This is a genomic window from Metabacillus sp. FJAT-52054, from assembly GCF_037201815.1.
GTDB lineage: Bacteria > Bacillota > Bacilli > Bacillales > Bacillaceae > Metabacillus_B > Metabacillus_B sediminis.
Genome location: NZ_CP147407.1, coordinates 3,710,842 through 3,728,146, shown reverse-complemented (window position 1 = coordinate 3,728,146; position 17,305 = coordinate 3,710,842). Strand labels below are relative to the sequence as shown.

General features: G+C 44.7%; 16 protein-coding genes. 7 read left to right on the top strand and 9 right to left on the bottom strand.

All coding sequences use genetic code 11. The annotated features are described in order from the left end of the window. The first annotated feature begins 44 nt into the window (after window positions 1–44). The 3 genes from WCV65_RS19260 to WCV65_RS19250 all read left to right on the top strand — a co-directional run bounded on the left by WCV65_RS19260 (window position 45) and on the right by WCV65_RS19250 (window position 5,776). Window positions 45–494, top strand: a complete 450-nt coding sequence (locus WCV65_RS19260; protein WP_338778759.1) for a DUF1569 domain-containing protein — start codon at window positions 45–47, stop codon at window positions 492–494. A gap of 200 nt (window positions 495–694) precedes the next feature. After that, on the top strand, window positions 695–2,956 hold the full coding sequence (locus tag WCV65_RS19255; RefSeq protein ID WP_338778757.1) for an Ig-like domain-containing protein: 2,262 nt from the start codon (window positions 695–697) through the stop codon (window positions 2,954–2,956). Window positions 2,957–3,349: 393 nt separating this feature from the next. Beyond that, a complete protein-coding gene (locus WCV65_RS19250; protein ID WP_338778756.1) occupies window positions 3,350–5,776 on the top strand; it encodes an EAL domain-containing protein in 2,427 nt (808 codons plus the stop codon). Between the two features lie 72 nt (window positions 5,777–5,848). On the opposite strand, the gene WCV65_RS19245 is transcribed toward WCV65_RS19250, so the two are convergent. The 3 genes from WCV65_RS19245 to WCV65_RS19235 form a co-directional block, all read right to left on the bottom strand. Further along, window positions 5,849–6,745, bottom strand: coding sequence for a helix-turn-helix domain-containing protein (locus WCV65_RS19245; RefSeq protein WP_338778755.1), 897 nt, complete (start codon window positions 6,743–6,745; stop codon window positions 5,849–5,851). 129 nt (window positions 6,746–6,874) lie between these two features. Further along, a complete protein-coding gene (locus tag WCV65_RS19240) occupies window positions 6,875–8,086 on the bottom strand; it encodes a PqqD family protein (RefSeq protein ID WP_338778753.1) in 1,212 nt (403 codons plus the stop codon). Next, a complete protein-coding gene (locus WCV65_RS19235; RefSeq protein WP_338778751.1) occupies window positions 8,083–9,213 on the bottom strand; it encodes a ThiF family adenylyltransferase in 1,131 nt (376 codons plus the stop codon). Before WCV65_RS19235 ends, WCV65_RS19240 begins: the two co-directional genes overlap by 4 nt. Window positions 9,214–9,751: 538 nt before the next feature. Here WCV65_RS19235 and WCV65_RS19230 point away from each other — a divergent pair. Then, window positions 9,752–10,420, top strand: a complete 669-nt coding sequence (locus WCV65_RS19230) for an LPXTG cell wall anchor domain-containing protein (protein WP_338778750.1) — start codon at window positions 9,752–9,754, stop codon at window positions 10,418–10,420. Further along, window positions 10,417–10,989, top strand: coding sequence for a class D sortase (locus WCV65_RS19225; protein ID WP_338778749.1), 573 nt, complete (start codon window positions 10,417–10,419; stop codon window positions 10,987–10,989). The genes WCV65_RS19230 and WCV65_RS19225 overlap by 4 nt, the downstream gene beginning before the upstream one ends. Before the next feature lie 38 nt (window positions 10,990–11,027). Here WCV65_RS19225 and WCV65_RS19220 read toward each other — a convergent pair whose 3' ends face one another. From WCV65_RS19220 to WCV65_RS19200, 5 genes are all read right to left on the bottom strand, one after another. After that, entirely contained in the window at window positions 11,028–11,813 is a 786-nt protein-coding gene (locus WCV65_RS19220) for an HAD family hydrolase (RefSeq protein ID WP_338778748.1), read from the bottom strand. Between the two features lie 68 nt (window positions 11,814–11,881). Continuing rightward, window positions 11,882–12,178 (bottom strand): hypothetical protein, encoded by a 297-nt coding sequence (locus WCV65_RS19215; RefSeq protein WP_338778747.1) that lies wholly within the window; start codon window positions 12,176–12,178, stop codon window positions 11,882–11,884. Window positions 12,179–12,267: 89 nt separating this feature from the next. Beyond that, window positions 12,268–12,699 (bottom strand): DUF350 domain-containing protein, encoded by a 432-nt coding sequence (locus WCV65_RS19210; protein ID WP_338778746.1) that lies wholly within the window; start codon window positions 12,697–12,699, stop codon window positions 12,268–12,270. Window positions 12,700–12,724: 25 nt separating this feature from the next. Then, the gene (locus WCV65_RS19205) at window positions 12,725–13,975 is read right to left on the bottom strand and encodes a glutathionylspermidine synthase family protein (protein WP_338778745.1); all 1,251 of its coding nucleotides are present in this window, start codon (window positions 13,973–13,975) and stop codon (window positions 12,725–12,727) included. Further along, the gene (locus tag WCV65_RS19200) at window positions 13,975–14,295 is read right to left on the bottom strand and encodes a hypothetical protein (protein WP_338778744.1); all 321 of its coding nucleotides are present in this window, start codon (window positions 14,293–14,295) and stop codon (window positions 13,975–13,977) included. Before WCV65_RS19200 ends, WCV65_RS19205 begins: the two co-directional genes overlap by 1 nt. A gap of 106 nt (window positions 14,296–14,401) precedes the next feature. On the opposite strand from WCV65_RS19200, the gene WCV65_RS19195 reads away from it, so the two are divergent. Then, window positions 14,402–14,842, top strand: a complete 441-nt coding sequence (locus tag WCV65_RS19195) for a hypothetical protein (RefSeq protein WP_338778743.1) — start codon at window positions 14,402–14,404, stop codon at window positions 14,840–14,842. After that, window positions 14,839–15,228, top strand: coding sequence for a DUF2809 domain-containing protein (locus tag WCV65_RS19190; RefSeq protein WP_338778742.1), 390 nt, complete (start codon window positions 14,839–14,841; stop codon window positions 15,226–15,228). Before WCV65_RS19195 ends, WCV65_RS19190 begins: the two co-directional genes overlap by 4 nt. Window positions 15,229–15,245: 17 nt before the next feature. On the opposite strand, the gene WCV65_RS19185 is transcribed toward WCV65_RS19190, so the two are convergent. After that, window positions 15,246–17,045, bottom strand: coding sequence for an SEC-C domain-containing protein (locus WCV65_RS19185; protein WP_338778741.1), 1,800 nt, complete (start codon window positions 17,043–17,045; stop codon window positions 15,246–15,248). Between the last annotated feature and the right edge of the window lie 260 nt (window positions 17,046–17,305).

The following is a 17,305-nucleotide window of genomic DNA, read 5'->3' as shown; positions in this document are numbered from 1 at the left end:
TAGAACTTATCCATAACTTGTTAATACCAAGAGGGGGATATCTAATGAAAAATATATACCATTTACCAGCTTCAGAAGAAATCTTAACCCGGATTGACCACTTGAAAGCGGACTTAAGACCGGAATGGGGGCAGATGAATGCTGCTCAAATGCTTGCGCACTGCTCCTCTTTTCAGGACCTGGCCATGGGTCACTTATCCTCTCCAAGAAGCCGGCTGGGAATGATAATAGGGCGCTTTGTTAAACCGATCTTTTACAACGAGAAGCCGCTGCCTCAGAACATGTCCACCATTCCTGAGATTATGGTTAATGATGAAAAGGAATTTGAAACAGAAAAGGAAAAACTGAAACAAAAAATAAGAACGCACCAGAAAGATGGACCAGAAAAATATCCAGCCGCCATCCATCCCTTTTTCGGCAAATTGACTCCAGACCAATGGGGAAAAGGGATCTATAAGCACCTTGATCATCATTTGAAGCAGTTTGGGGTTTGAAGATGATGCAAGGTTTTGGCTGTACTAATTCTCACACTGGATCCTCTTTTCACTAAATGCATGCTATTGATCCCCAGTGCCGTTTAATTCACTTCTCACGTGTAATGTAAGTCATTATTTTTGATGAAAATGGTAAGATTCCATGATATATTCATTAGGAAAGTCCTGCATATAAATAACTAATTAGATTGGGGAATAGAATGTTTAAGTTCATAAAATCAAAATGGCTGCTGCTTCCCTTGAGTGCCTTATTGCTGATACCCGGAAATTCTCAGGCTGCCAGTTATATCATGAGTGACGAATATAAGCCGTTGTTTGCCGCAGAGGGATCCTCTCCCGTTTTGCATCCCAACGGAAAACTGCTCGTTACCGATCATGTTCTTTATAATATTGAAACTGGACAAATGGTTAAAAAGTTAGCAGAAAGAACTGATAAATATTTCTTGGACTATTTTACAGATAACGGAAAGTACCTTATCTCAAGTGGTGACCAGACAATAGTAAGAGATGGTTCGAATGGGGAGCCGCTGTTCGAGCTTCCCATCGTCTGGGGCGATTTCAGTTCGGTTTCTTTCAATGAAAGCATCGTTGCCTCTGTAAGCGGGGATGCGGATGATATTTATTCCAAGCATATCCTGACTATTACGGATCTTGAAACGAAGGAAGTTCTCCTTTCAGAAGATTATGGGAAGAGTGTAGAAAACATGGAAGTCTCCCTTCATCCTTCAAAACCGCTTGTTGCGATTACCTATAATAAAGATGTAGAGATTATCAATTATGATACGGGTAAAAGTCTTTATAAAGTTACAAATCCATTTGATGCGAAGAATAACTTTCATGCAATTTGGGATATTGCTTATAGTCCTGACGGGAAGAGGCTTGTCCTCATCAGCAGTGAAAAACATGAGAATATGATTTTATTAGATGCTGAAAATGAATACTCCATTCTTCCAACGGATGCTTCGCGTTATAAGAACGTTCTTTTAGCCGGGAATGATACACGGTGGTTGGAAGTTGGATTCACACCGGACAGCAAGCAGGTTTATACAGTTGGCTACGATGGAATTCAGTTTTATCATGCCATGTCCGGAAAGCTCGAAAATACGATTAAATCTTCAGATGCCGGCAGGGCGATGTTTATGAGTTTCTCTAAAACCAATAAAATAGCTAGGGAAACCGTGCTTAACAACTCCGGTTATGCTTATGTTGAGGTCTATGATTACCCCCTTCAAAAACGAACCGGTGAATCTCTGCGTTTTGAAGATCCTATCTTAATTATGAAGGAAGCGCGATCCACGTATTATGGGATGAAGTGGATAAGCCCATCTGGATCAGAAGAGCAGATTATGCCGGGTGATGTAAAGCTTCGGGTCGGTGACAGCAATATTATTGAAGTAGATGAAAACAATAAATTATGGGCCAAGAAATCAGGCAGTACGATCCTATATGCTGAGTACAAAGGCTTTTCTGCGAAAATGAACGTACACGTAAAACCGCAGGATCACAATCGGATCGCTGTTGATCCTCTTTATGATTCAAATTATTACGTAACGGGAACGTATGAACCAAATCAAGAAATTTTTGTGCACTACGACAAAGTGCAATACCGTACTGTATCCAATTCTGCTGGGGCCTTCTCTCTTTATCTGGATAAGCCTCTGACGGCCAATTCTCGAGTATGGGTGTCAGCTTCTGACGAAGAAGATGAGGAATATGTATTAAGAGATACAGTTGCCCCCGAAGCTCCAATCATTAAGCCGGTTACAGACTCTGCCCCGATTGTGGAGGGAGAGACGGAAAGATTTGCGACTGTGAAAATACACACAGGGACAGAAATGAAAACCATTCAGGCTGATCAAAACGGCAAGTTTCAAGCCAGGCTCACGGCTCTCAAAGGCGGCCAGCTCCTATATGCAAAAGCCATTGACCGTGCTGGAAACATGAGTAAAGAGAAGACAGTAAAAATTTCTGATACAAAAGCCCCGGCCCAACCTGTACTTGCACCGGTCACAACTGAGAGTACTGCAGTGACAGGTAAAGTTGAGAAAGATTCAACTGTCTACATTAAAATCAATGAAAAAACCTACAAAACAACTGCAAAAAACGGAGTGTTTTCATTAGCCATCCAAAAGCAAATGGCGAGCACCCCGATTTCGGTTTATTGCATGGACGCGGCTGGACACAAAAGCTCAAGTGTAAGCACGAAAGTAACTGATAAAACTCCCCCGCCTGCACCGGTTCTCAAGCAACTGAACACAGCTTCCGTTAAGGTGGCCGGAAATGCAGAAACAGGGACGATCAATTACATCGCAATTAATGGCAGGACATATAAAGCGCAATCAATAAATGGCAGTTTTTCATTGGCCATTCAAAAGCAGAAAAAAGGTACCTCTATATCGGTATATTCCGTTGATCCATCCGGGAACAAAAGCAAGACCGTATCAATAAAAGTTGCTGGATAATCAAGCTGAAAAGCTCCTGAAGAGAAATCTTTGAGGGGCCTTTTCTATTTATGAAGGCACCTAAATTTCCTGATAGAGGAAGCATCAGGACGTTACTCATGCTGCTTTTTCCGTCTTATGGGGGTATAGAGTTAATTTGTTTGCGTTTTCAAATAAATACCTGACGTCCCATAATGTCCGACTAAGCGATTGCCCGAAACGGAAATCAACAGACGAATTTATGAGAGGTTTGATTATTTTAAAAGGTCCTGCGAGTAGACATTCTGCAGAATCTATTTAAATAACCTCACTCCCCCAACTCTCCCCACCCTATCAATAATCCCCTTCCACCAACCGATATACATAGAAAGAAAACCTCTATTAAAATCGCTCAATAAGGAGATCCAACCATAAATGGAACACGCATCAATCATGTACAACATTCCACTCGTTATCCTTTCCATTATCATTGCTGTGACCGCTTCGTTTGCTGCGCTTGATGTCAGTATTAAGATCAATAAAGCGAAGCCACTTGCGCGGTATATCTGGCTTTCGTCGGGAGCTTTTGCGATGGGCCTGGGAATTTGGGCCATGCACTTTGTTGCCATGCTCGCACTTCATTTATCGATGCCGGTTTCGTATGATTATCAGATTGTGGTCATATCGATCATTCCTGCGATTATTGCTTCCGGTTTGGCGCTGTATGTGATTAGCAGAAAGACGGCTGCAGGAACGATAAGAATTATCGTATCTGCTCTGCTTATGGCGATTGGGATTGTTTGCATGCATTACACCGGGATGGCGGCAATGAAGATGGCAGCTACTATTCAATATGATCCAGTAATATGGGGGCTTTCTGCTATCATTGCATTTATCACATCGGTTGTGGCTCTGTATTTGCTGCAGTTTGTCAGTCAAAATCACCGAAAACCAGGTATTTGGCGGATCAAGGCCGGAAGTGCCCTGATCATGGGAATCGCGATTGCCGGGATGCATTATACCGGAATGGCCGCCGCGAAATTCACTCCGCACTCTCATCATATCATGTCGAAGGAAGCAGCTATTGATAATACGCTATTGGCCTATTCCATTGCATTTTGTATGCTGGTAATCTTCGGCATTGTGTTCATTAGTATGTTTGTGGATCAGCGGTTTGAACATCAATCCATCCAATCAGAAAGAAAATTCCGTTCTGTCTTTGAATCAGCGAATGATGCAATCATTTTAGCGGACTCAAGGGGTGTCATCATTTCATGGAATCAGGGAGCCGAGAAAATGTTCGGCTACAAGGAATTAGAAGTCACCGGACAAAAGCTTCAAATGATCATTCCGGACAAATTTAAAGAGGCGCATCAACGGGGAATGGACCGCTACATTTCCACAGAAGAAGAGCGGGTGGTCGGCCAAACCGTGGAGCTTGAAGGACTGAATAAAAACGGGAATGAATTCCCAATTGAGCTTTCGTTAGCGTCCTGGAAGGAAGATCAAGAGATTTATTTCAGCAGCATCATCCGCGACATTACGGAGCGCAAAAAAACCGAAATGAAAATCAACCAAATGGTCTACCGGGATGCCTTGACGGATTTGCCGAACCGCCTGCTTTTGAATGACCGGCTTTCTTCAGCAATGAATCAGGCGGACGCCAATCAGCAGCAAATCGGCATCATGTTTATGGATTTGGATCGCTTTAAAAACATCAACGATACGTTAGGCCATGACGCCGGAGATCAGCTGTTAATTGAGGTGGCGAAGCGAATTAAAGCCTCCCTTGATAAGTCAGACACGGTCAGCCGGCAAGGCGGGGATGAGTTCATCATACTGCTGCCCCATACAAGCACGGCTGAGGTGACGAAAAAAGCCCAAACGGTCATCGATTTGTTCAGTCGGTCCATCACAATCAAGGACATTGAGCTGTTTGTCACCCCGTCAATCGGGATTGCCATGTATCCGGTAGATGGCCGGGACATTGATAGTTTAGTCAAGAATGCGGATACCGCAATGTACCGGGTCAAGGAAGATGGGAAAAACAACTTCCAGTTCTATGCCCCGAGTATGAACGAAATCGTTTCAAAGAAAATGCAGCTTGAAAACGGAATGCGGAAAGCCTTGAAACAAAATGAATTTAGAGTGGTTTACCAGCCGCAGGTGGAAGTAGCGACCGGGAAAATCATTGGGGTAGAAGCGCTGCTCCGCTGGCATCATCCCGAATGGGGCGTCATTTCCCCTGCCGAATTTATTCCGATTGCAGAAGAAACCGGGCTGATCCTTCCAATCGGTGAATGGGTGCTCCACGAGGCATGTCTTCAAAATAAGACGTGGCAGCAGAACGGCTATCAGCCGCTCCGTATGGCCGTTAACATCTCATCCCGCCAATTTCAGCAAAGCAACCTCGTCGAAATGGTTAGAGACACGTTAACGAAAACAGGTCTTCATCCAAGTTTTCTCGAGCTCGAATTAACGGAGAGCATCATTCAGGACTCCAATCAAGCTGTCCATAAAATGCAGCAGCTTAGGGATATGGGGATTCACCTATCGATCGACGACTTCGGAACCGGCTATTCGTCCTTGAGCTACCTGAAAACTTTCCCCATCAATACGCTCAAAATCGACCAAACGTTTACTAGAAACATCTACACGGATCCAAAGGACGCTTCCCTCGTCGACACCATCATCAACATGGCACACAACCTGAATCTTAAGGTGATTGCAGAAGGCGTTGAAACAGAGGAGCAGCTTCAATTCCTGGAGACAAAAAACTGCAACGAAGCACAAGGCTACTACTTTAGCAGGCCTATTTCAGCGGAGGATCTTGAAGTGATACTGGGTGAGGAAGTGGCTTAAAAGTTTGAGAGAAGAAAACCCGCTGGCCATTTTCGGCCAACGGGTTTTTTGAGTTTAGTAGAACTTGATCGTCTACCGTCCAGGCTGTTCCTTTCTGCCGGAGTTCTCTAAGTCTTTTTCAGGGATGATCCTGCATCCGCCCTTTCCCAGCAGCTCAAAATAATCCCGGGCTTTTTTAAAATAGCTGGCTGCCTGATAAGAGTCGTTTAAACAGTTGTAGTTTTGGCCCATTAAATAGTGAAGTTCCGGCAGAAGATAAAGAGAGTAGGCACTCAAACACCATTGAATGGCTTTATGGCAGAGCTGAATCGAGTCATGGTGGTTTTCGAGCTTGAATTTTGCTTTGGCGCAGTTGAAGTAGATTCTTGTTTTAAGTGTTTTATCTGTCAGATTTGGCACGCGTTCGAGGTGCTGAATAATGGTTTGGTGCTGCTGTGCCAGCTGTTTGTAATCCTCCAATTCAAGCAGAAAGACGCATTTCGTGTTGAGGATTTCCATTTCGCGTTCGGTCATGGTTTTGGATGTGAAGCTTGTGAGGGAGATGGCTTGATCAAGCATAGCGATCGCCTCTTTCTGCTTTTGGGCGATATTAAACAGCCCGATGGCATCGTGCCAAATAAGCAGCTGCTGATAGGAAGGGGTGGTTTTGTAAAGAGGATTTTTTTTCTCAGTCTGTACGAGCTTTTGAATCTCTTTGTATTTCTCTTCACGTCTTAATGCAGTTAACTGTGACTCTACTTCTAGAACATAATGATAATTTGAAGTAGTGGCTATATTGAAGAAATAACTGACGTCCACTCCAAGCCTTTGGGCAATGAGGTAGAGGGTAGGAGCATACGGATACACATCGCCTTTTTCGATTTTGCTGACTTGAGCTTGAGAACAAATGCCTGCTGCAAGCTCTTTTTGAGACATGCCGATGGCCTTTCTCAGGAAATAGATTTCTTTACCGATTTTTGAAAAGTCCATTTGTTTTCCTTTCTTTCTTAAACATAACAGGGACTCTTAGCTGCAAAGGACAGGGAAGGGTATGTTCAGAATGGGTTGTAAAAAAATAAAGCAAGAATCTCTTGCTTTATTTCGGCTGAAAAACAGTATTCATATAGCTTCCTGCTCCCGATTGGCGGGATTGTTTCGCTGCGCAATCCGTTCTTTTCGTGCATTTTTTAATCCAATCAGCCAGATGACCAGCTCGATGGCACCAACGCTTATGACCATCAGGCTGTCCCAGAAATAGTAGGAGCTGTAGGTGTAGGTGCTTAGCGAGCGGATTGCATAAGAAAGGGTATACCAAAGGGCAGGAACTTGAAGATAAAGGGTTAAGGTCACAGATACAAAGCCTCCGATGATATAAAGGACACCAAACCATTTTGCGTTGTTCTTTTCATGAAGCGGAAGGGATGCCCATTCTGCCGGTTCTTTCCGGAGAACAGTTTTCCGTAAAAACATGAGACTGTGTTCATGCATAGCAGATGTATTTTTCCAATTCGAAATGACATAATAAATGTCTGTTCGGAGGAAAATAATGAATTGCCATACAAATCCATATAAGGTTGTCAGTGCAATCATTCTTGCGAAAGAAATCACCAGTTCTGAAGAAGAGAGCAGCTGAACCGCAAAGCATCCGAGGGCAATGACGGTATTCCAGGCCATGCCGGCTAAAAATGGAACATAGCGGTTTTTCTTAGGCTTTCCCCAAAGCCCTGTCATATCGGTTTCAGCAACGAGGAAAATCATTCTTAAATTGAGCCTTATCTTCGAATGGACTTTTTCTTTGGAGGCGGCAAGCAGATGGGCGAATTCGTGAATCAGCGTAAGGCCCCAGCCTACTACAAGGAAAATCAATCCGCTCAATCCGACTGGCTCAAATACAAACATATCCCGGAATGTAGGGATGAGAGATGGATAGAGAATGAGTAAAAGAATAAGGGCTGCAAAAGAAACCGCATACAAAAGGTTGGCTGTCTTGCTGAAGAACAGGCTGCCTAATCTGAATAGGACAGGATTAACTTCTTTACGAAAAGAATCGTTCAGCACCTCTGAATCGATTTTATAAATCAAATCGCAATCTTTCAACATCTCGACAAAATCAAGGACGTCCACATCTTCTCCGTATTTACGGTCAATTTTCTCTTTCACCTGCAGCAAGGTATTCTTTCCGTCCAGAAGCCTCACAACATCAACGGCGACTTCAGGAACCCGCAGGAATTCCCCAATAGATGAATCCCCAATGGAAAATTCATCTCCTTCCGGCTGGATGGAAAGGTGGGAGCAGTCGACAATGGATTGAAGGGTAAGCGCTCTGCTCATGCTTCTGTCAATTCCCGTTCTGCCAGCTTTTGAAGCTCCTCAAATGAAGCCAGCTGTTCAAATGAGCCTGAGCACGTCGGACAGCAGGCAAGCCTTCCTGTTCCGAACTCACTCTGTTCAAGTGTTAAATCTGAGAGATCCATTGTCAGCATCGGTTTGGATACAGGAGAGATGCCGGTAAGAAGCTTAGCTGCATCTGTCATCATAAGTCCGGTTAATAATGATACGTTCGGGCCAAACCCGGTGTTGACGTTCGAAAAAATCTTTCCGTAGCTTTCCTTCAGACGGTAAACGGAATCCCGGTGCAGCGACATGGTATGAATCAGCATACAATCATAGCAAGGATCCCCATTAGCAGGAATGACCCGGTCAAGCTGGACGATTTGGTGGTTGACTCCCCCGCTATAATAAGGAATATTCAGCTTTATACAAGCGGCACTGACCCATCGCAAGGAACTGATAGCCGGCTGGTCAATCATATTAATGACGACATCCGCCCCTTCAAGAATAGGAAGCAGGTCCATGTAAGAGCTTATCTCCAGATCATGGACAGTCATGCTGATTTCAGGATTGATCTTCAGTACTTTTTCCCGGGCCGCGTCCGTCTTTAACCGTCCAATATCTTCTTCATTATATAGACACTGCCGATTCAAGTTGGAGCGCTCCACAATGTCAAAGTCCACTCCGACGATTTCGCCAATGCCCATACCTGCAAGAAAAGAAGCAGCAAGGCTCCCTCCGCCTAACCCGAGAACCACAGCCTTCTTGTCCCGTAAACGATTCTGTATTTCATACTTGCTCACATCCAGGCTTGAGAATCCGGAAAAATAGTTCAAATTTGACCGGTAGCGCTCAAGTTCCGTCTTTGTATAATGGGGAGGCTGGTACTCATATTCAACAAATCCAAGGCTGTTCAGGGACTCAATCGCATCTGCTACCTCTTCCTTTGAAAGGGAGAGTTTCGACGAAATTTCGTCGATTGAATGGTCTCCATCCAGCAGCCTGCATAATTGATAGATTCCTCCATCCGGATCCTCAATGTCTGTCGCTACATAATTGAGAGTGATTTCAATACAGCCTTCCTTTTGAATAATCGGCAGCAGTGTCTTCTTTATGGCAGGGTTCATCTTCGTTGCCTCCCTCTATGTCTAAGCGGCAAAGGCCGCGGGTGATTTTATTTGAAGTAAGAATAGACCATATCTAGTGAATAGAATGGTCTATCTTCTTTATTCACTTTTTTATTCGATTAAGAAGTATGAGGCGGTCTGTACTGAGTAGGAGCCAATTTCTCGGATTTACGAACAACGATTTTCATATGTAGTACCTCCTTTGCCATAAGATGCTTCTTACAGGTTTTATCCTATCATTTATTAGAAAATATTGATTTTTTAAAAATCTTATATTTTTCCTCGTGAATAAGCAGTTACCTGAAGAAATCTGTCGTTTTTAGATGAAAATATAACTCTAGGAATATTTTTATATACATCAGTACTAATTCACCTGATATCCATAAAATTTATCGTGTTTTTCTGCAGCAGAGCGGTTTCAATCGGAAAGAAAAACTAGAAATTTGTTGAAGGATAGTACTTTATAAAAAACAAAAACGGGATTATAATAACTTTAATGTTCTTTATTGAGAAAACGAAGGGATAAGGGAGGATTCCAATGAAGTTATTTTCGGTTTTTATTAAGTGGTTTGCTGCAATCATCATTTTCCTTTTTAGTATGGCTCCTATGGTTCCTGTAAAGAAAGCCAGTGCAGCTTCAGAGCCTTCAGAAATCAGCCTTTCTGTTAACCCAAATCCTTATTTATTCTCATTGAGTAATTTAAAACCTGGAGATTGGTCCACCCGGAAAATCGTTGTAAAGAATGAAGGAAAGCAAGCCTTCCAATATCACATGTCGGTCAAAAAAAATTCAGGATCAGATAAATTTTATAATGTTTTAGATGTAAAGATCAGCAGCCAGGGAGAAACCCTGTACAGCGGTCCATTAAAAAGCTTCAAGTTGGTTAACCCAAGATTGCTGGAAAAAGGGCAGGAAGAAACGTTCGTTATTACGGTTCAATTTCCAATAAGTGCAGGAAATGAATATCAAAAACTGCGGACTGAGGCGGTATTTTCCTTCCAAGCAGCAGATCTGGTGCCGCCTGCATCGGACCAAGACCAAGTAGGCGGAGTAAATACAGCATCGAACGGCAATGCTCAATCTGGTCTTCCTAAAACGGGTGAAGAGAGCCCTGTAATGATTGTCTTTACAGGAATCTTATTGATGACACTGGGATTTGGTTTGTTCTTCTATAAAAAGAATGCCCTTCCTAAACTGGGCGGATGAGAAGAATCCTCTCTCTTGTTTTAATCCTATCCGGGTTCGCAACGGCCATTTCACCGCAATGGGTTTCCTGGCATTCAAAGGTTCAGGAGGAGCATCTTCTATCCCAATGGAAGGAAGCAAAAAGGGAACTGGCGGATTTGGATCAGTATGAAAGTGTAAAGGCTTCTACCACTATAAAAATAGCAGGCAGTCTCGTAATTGAAAAAATAAATCTGGAGCTTCCCATTGTAGAGGGAGCGGGGCAGGAGAATTTGAAGGCAGCCGCCGGTCACATTACTGGCACGGCCGCACTTGGCGAGGAGGGAAATGCGGCTATTGCCGCGCATCGCAGCCGCACATTTGGGAGAAAATTCAACCGGCTTAATGAACTGAAGGATGGCGATATGATCTCAGTAGAAACGGAACAGAAAAATCTTTTGTTTACTGTTTATAAAAAGACAATTGTTCCTCCATCTGATACAAGCGTTTTGGAAAAGCAGGGGGAGGGGCAAACGTTAACCCTTATAACGTGCGACCCGGTTGAAAACCCGACGAGCAGACTTGTGATTTTTGCCAGGCTGGTTCCTTGAGCCCCATCCTTCCCGCAGCAGTGGGCAGGATGGGTTTTTTAATCCAACAATCCTAAACTCTTAAGACCGTTGGAAACCCCCGCTTCATTTACACTCGTCGTCCGATGCTTCGCATACGAAAACAAATCCGGATGAGCATTCCCCATCGCAAAGCCTTCTCCAACAGCAGACAGCATTTCCTTATCATTCATCCCGTCGCCGAAAGCTATAGAGGACGCGGCCGGCACATTTAACTGATCAAGAAAATGCTTCACTCCGACGCCCTTGTTAACATCCTCTCTTATCACATCAAAGCAATGGTAAAGCTCCTCGACATTTACCTGAGACAGATGAATGTGATCGGTTTGATAGTGAATGGACCCCTGATGGCTGTCTGTGATGACCGTGATCCCTAAAATTCCTTCCGGGCATGCTTCTGTTAAGGCTTCATTTTTCGTTAAGTGCAATTTCTCCATGAATTGCTTTGTTCTAGGTGAGTCAGGTGAGGTGAAGAGGTTTTTATCATGAGTATAGAGGACAAGCTCATGTCCTTTGCTTTGGGCAGTGTCGATAAAGTACTGAACGTCTTCTTGATTCATTGCCCACTTAAAGACATCCTGGCGGTTATGGATGGCATAGGCTCCGTTGTAGCCGATGTAAGACGTGACCTTCAGCTCCTCAGCAATAGGCGAAATTTCATGAAGTGGCCTTCCTGTTGCAAGGACAACGGTCAGCCCTTTTTCCTGAACTTGGGCAATGGCGATCTTTGTTGACTCATCAATGGTGTTGTCCGGTTTTACGATGGTTCCGTCGATATCGAGGAACAGGACTTTGTAAGGGCTCATTTTCAATCCTCCAAGCTTCATTTCTATTTAGCATATCAATTTACAGGAGAAAAAGAAAAAATAGGGCATCACGGTGCGCCTAATACAAAACAGGCAATAGCTAACGAAAATAAAAGAATCGCATATAGCAAAATGAACAGTCTTGCGATCAACCAGTTGAATCGATCGTATATTTTAGTCGCAACGAAGTAAACAGGAGTAAATAAGGGAAAAGAAAGCAGCTCAAGCAGACAATTATCCATCGTCAGCCAATTGTAGAGTCCTTTTCCGGCGCGTTTGCTTAGAAGGAATAATAGACTGTACAGAAAATGAAGAATTAAAAGACTGCCTATTAAAAACAGCGTTTTTCCTATAATTTCGTTCAAAATTTTCATCCTTTTATGGGTTGGATTTAAATCGGCTTAATAGAAAAAAGGAAAGGAGACAGCGGTCCTTTCCTTTTGAACATGTAATATCACTGATTCTGCAGCATCTCATAAACCGCATCATAAGAAAGCGAGCCCGCAATAATCAGCCCGACGGAAACGGAAATCATGAAAAGCAGGATGGCGACGGCTTTGTTGCCTTCTTCCACCTTTTTAGCAAGGGAGATTTTCGGAAACAGAAGGTGCTCAACGATCCAGTAAGATAAAATTTGTGCGGCCAGGCCGAATACGCTCCATAGGCAGTAGTCCACTACATTGAGTGAGTATTGGGCAGCGGCCCAGATAACAATGGCGAGGCCGAGCATTTTGCCTCCGAGCTTGATGGCGGCGGCTGTATTAGCCTCCTCCAAGATCTGCTTTCGTTCACTCATTTTGGTTGTGATGCTGAACAGGACAGCTCCGATAAGGAGAGTTGCCAGGCCAATCACAAGGTAGGTAAGAGTATGGAACAATGCTTCCATTTTAATCGTCTCCTTTAATTGCAAATTAAGTGCGGATTCCGGCTGGCAAAAAGTACGCCTCGTTTCCTGTAATGGCGCTTCCGGCTCTGATTCCGAAGGCTTCCGCTTTCTTTCCGATCACAAATGAACCGACTAACAGGTGAGCCTGATCTTTACCATAAGGTGTCTCGATGGCAGAGGTCGGCAGCTCCTGATACTCCTGATAAACCTTAAGGGAATCGCTATACGTTTTCAGTGTGTTTTCAGCTAAAGGTGCTCCGTCACTCCCAAATACCGTTATGGTATCGCCTTCTCTTCCGAAGGCGGGCTTCTCAACGAAGGCTTTTTCTTTCTGAATGAATGGCTCTTTTTCCAGATAGGTCGGAAGGAAATGCTGTCCGATCCATTCGTGCTCGGTGTCGCTGAAATAGGAGTGCCCGTTTTCATGCAATCCCCAGATGAGCGCCTGAACTGCCTTGGACTGAAGCAAAAAGGAGGACAGCGGGTTCAGGATGGCAAGTCTTTCGTCTTTAACGAGCTTCAGCAGCTGTATGCCAATGGCCGTTCCGTCTTCACTCCGGTCATTCACGAGATGCTCAATCGGATACGTTTGCCTGTAGAGCACATCAATTTTTACGCCAGCAGGGGTGTAAATTCCGTCGCCTTCTTTCAGCTGGAGTTCATGGATGGGCACAATTTCATGAGGGTATCCAAAAAGGCGGCCGAGATAAGCGGCGGTATGCCAATCCTCTTCATGATCGGCATGGGCGGTGAACACAACCTTTGGCGCCTGCTCTTGATCCCAAAGCTCCCGAACTGCCTGTCGGATTGCGTTCTGAAGCGCTTCTTCACAGCCTTCGTTCGGGTCCTCCAATCCAAAATGCCTGGCAGCCCATCCGTTTACATGGAAAAGCTCATAAATAAAGGTCGGGGTATCGGCATTCAGCTCGAAATGCTTCCAGCCGCTGCTTGTTTGTACAAGATCCACCCGCCGGATCACGCCTTCATTCTGCAAGGGATTTAACCGCAGAAATGGTACGGATTCTTCCGGGAAGCCGAGTTCGAGCATCGACTCGTCAGGTAAAGATCGAAGAAGCGGGGCCGTTTTATCATAGATGGCCGCGATTCGCTCGGTTACCTCCCGGATTCTCTGTGCTTCAGCCATCCCTATTGTTTTGATATCGTAAAGTGCATAAGGCTCTCCAAACAGGTCATGCCAAAAGCTAGGGATGGTTTGATAGAAATTTTGGCGCTTTTTTTCATGCTGGGGATAGCGGATGCGCGGCAAAGCTTCCATTATCCGCCGAAGCCGCCCTTTGATCCGCTGCCGATTCCAGTTTTGCCTTTGCTTATGTAGTTTTTATAGGACGAACTCTTTTTTAAAGCGTTGGAACTGGCAAAAAAAGATCCGCCCCAGAAAAAGTAGCCGAAATGGGGACTGGTGTCATCATCGCATTGCCAAGTCTCCGTGTCATTATCCCATTCCCAATCATCACATGATTTATCTTTAGGCTTAGGGGGTCTGTCCTGTGACGAACAGCCTGACATCCCAATCGCCAAAACAGAGGCTGTCGCCGTAAGCAGCACATTTTTCATCATATGTTCTGTTTTGTTCACAATGAACCTCCTAGCAGCTAATGGATTCTTTACCGATTTTAACACAGTTTTTTTCAAAATAAACAAACTTTCCCATATAATAGAGTGTAAAAAGGATGTGTCAGCCATGCACCGTATACTCGAATACCGACTGAATGATCCCCTGAATGACTTTCCGGCAATCTACCATTTTAAAGATCTCGATCCGATGCAGATTTTTTGCAGACGAAGCTGCGATTATTTTGTGATAGAAGGATCCGTTTATGAGGTAACCAGTACCGCTCTTGAACAGGACCGGTTCGTTATTTATCTCAATCCGGACAAAGAGGAGCAGCCCTTTCCCTCTGCTGTACAGGACCGCCCGCTTGGAATTGAAATTCGCTTATATGAAGAATACAAGGAAAGTCCTGAATTTATGTATATCTCATGCTTCGACCATGTAGAAGTCTTTTCCCGTCTGGACTCAACATTCCTTACTATAAGAGGAAAGGAATATGAGCGGATCAGCGCGGAAATGGATCAGGACCGCCGGGTGTACGTGCTGTACGTGAAAGAAACCGGAGAATGAATCGTTCCCGAATTTTTTACGGCCTCCTGCTTATTCTGATGGTCGGACTCGGTCTCTATTCAAGAAGGCTGTCTCCATTCCTTCCGGGATTCATCAACACCTACCTCGGAGATGCCATATGGGCGGCGATGATTTTCGTCGGTTTTGCCTTTCTTTTTAATAGGAGAAAAACAGCGGTCATTGTGGGAGCCGCCGGTTTCTACTGCCTGCTCACAGAGTGCAGCCAACTCTATCAAGCCGCCTGGATCAATGACATAAGGGGAACGTCTCTTGGAGGCTTGATTCTCGGGTATGGTTTCCTTTGGACGGATTTAGCCGCATATGCCATTGGAATTAGCATTTGTGCAGGCAGTGAATACATAGCAAAGAAACCCTCTGTCCGTTAAGGAAGAGGGCTTCTTTCTTATACAAATTCAGTTTCCGTAATCGCTTTTGCGACATCCTCAGAAAGATTGGTTCCATTTCGATCATCGAGCCACTTCGCAAGAGTCTTCATCGTGCTTGCGAATTCCTTAAGCTGGGTTTTGCTTGTTTGTGTATAGAGGGCAAATAAGTCCTTGCCGAACACATCGTTCCAGAATGTCTGGCTGCAGTCACTCCAGCTGTTTAATGATTTACCTTCCAGTATTTCACGAAGATCCAATAGGTTGTTGCGGTATTTTCGTACGGTGTTTTCTGACTTTCCCATGGATTTTTCACGGTAAAAATTCATTAAATCAGAAGCAAAAAACGTATGAATGGTATCCGGTCTGAAGCCCAATGCTTCATAGAAAGGGATATCTTCCTCCTCAAAGAGGTCACCGCTGCTTTTGCCAGGAGGGGAAGCAGGTGTGAGAGCAGATGTCCGCTTCTCTCCTCCGGTTACGAAAGGAGAAAGAGGGAGACCCAATTCCCTGCGGATCGTATTGAAATCCGGTGTCAGATCTCCGTCCTCCATTTGCTTCGAATAGTTGTGCTCATAGTTTTTCAGCCAATGTTCGGCATCCGCTTCCCGTCCTTGTTGGCACATCTCTTTTAAGGAGAGGTTATCATAAGCGGGAATCTTCTGATTCAGGTCCATGTTCAGGAAAGCCTGGGCAATTGGTGCAAATTGCTCGGGAGAAGCCTCCTCAGAATGAAACACCATATTGCTGATTTCAGCATGAAACGGAATGGTAATCGCTTTGGAAGACTGGTCCATGTAGGATAGCGCCACACCCGTTTTCTTCATCGTATGTTTAAAGGCTTCTGCATAATCAGAGCCTATACATGTAAAGGAAAGAATCCCATTTCTCACTTCTATCGTTCCATAAACATCGCCAAGGAGGGCCGAGCCCTTCATTTCGGTGTCCGTGAACGTTTTCCAATCACTGGTCCAGCTGGCCGATTTCTCTTCTGCCCATTCGTTAATGAGGAATTCATCGTGATGATGGAAAAACTCAAGAAGAGCTTGATCATTGAGCACTTTATAGGTTACTTCAATCTGCTCAATCACCTTGGACTGATCCCCGGACTTTTCGCTTTCCTTTTGAACAATCTCTGCCATCAGCTCAGGGAAATAATGCAGCAGGACTTCTTCATGAGGAAGATTTTCCTTCTCCATAAGCTCCTTCGTCATGGAAAGGGCTGCCTTTATGCCTTGAGGAGTGGTGAAGGCTCTCAGGCCGTTAAACAAATATTGATTTTCAAAGGGCTCCAGCATGGAAAGCGTCCCGTACCAAGGGATAAACTCGCCCGTATTCTCCGGTGAACGCGGAACCGGGAAGGTTTCTCCCGTGAACTGATCCTCAAAAAGAACCGAGTGCTCTGAGCGGTCAATGGCCTGCAGCAAACGTGGATTCAGCGAAATCCAGGTGCTCAGCATGAATTCCTCATCGGCGTTCAAATGAGCGTGGTTCTCCTCATAAAACCACTCGATAGGCCGTTTGCCATTCTCAGCCTTCCGCAGAAAGTATAGATAGAACTCAAAAAATGAATCTTCAATATGCCGGGGAACAGTATTCTGTGTTCTCTCTCTGAATTCCATACGGAAGGAATGAATCTCGGCGTGATTATAATGCTCTTGGAAGAAACGGCTTACTCTGCGGACGAGCTCTTCCTTCTGCTGCAGGAACCGATCCTGCTTCACCTCAGTCAGCTGAACCACATTCTCCTTCGACAAACAGCACTTCTTATATTTTTTCCCGCTGCCGCAAGGGCACGGGGCATTTCGATTAATGGACATACAATTCACCTATCTGTTTTAGAATTCTTCAATAGTACAAGTTAAACGTATTTTTGGGGGGAGGTCAAGGGAGGCGGGGGTATATTGGGGTAGTGCCGGGCCCTGATAAGCGCTGGATTATGCTGAGGCTGACGCGGGCGCCTGACCCGAACCGCTTCACCGCAAGTGGGGGCAGAGGGAGCGGAGACTAAAGTCTTATGTGGCAAGGGATTGAACAGTCGGTGCCACAGCTTTATTTTGGCAGAGAATGTGGGGACTGG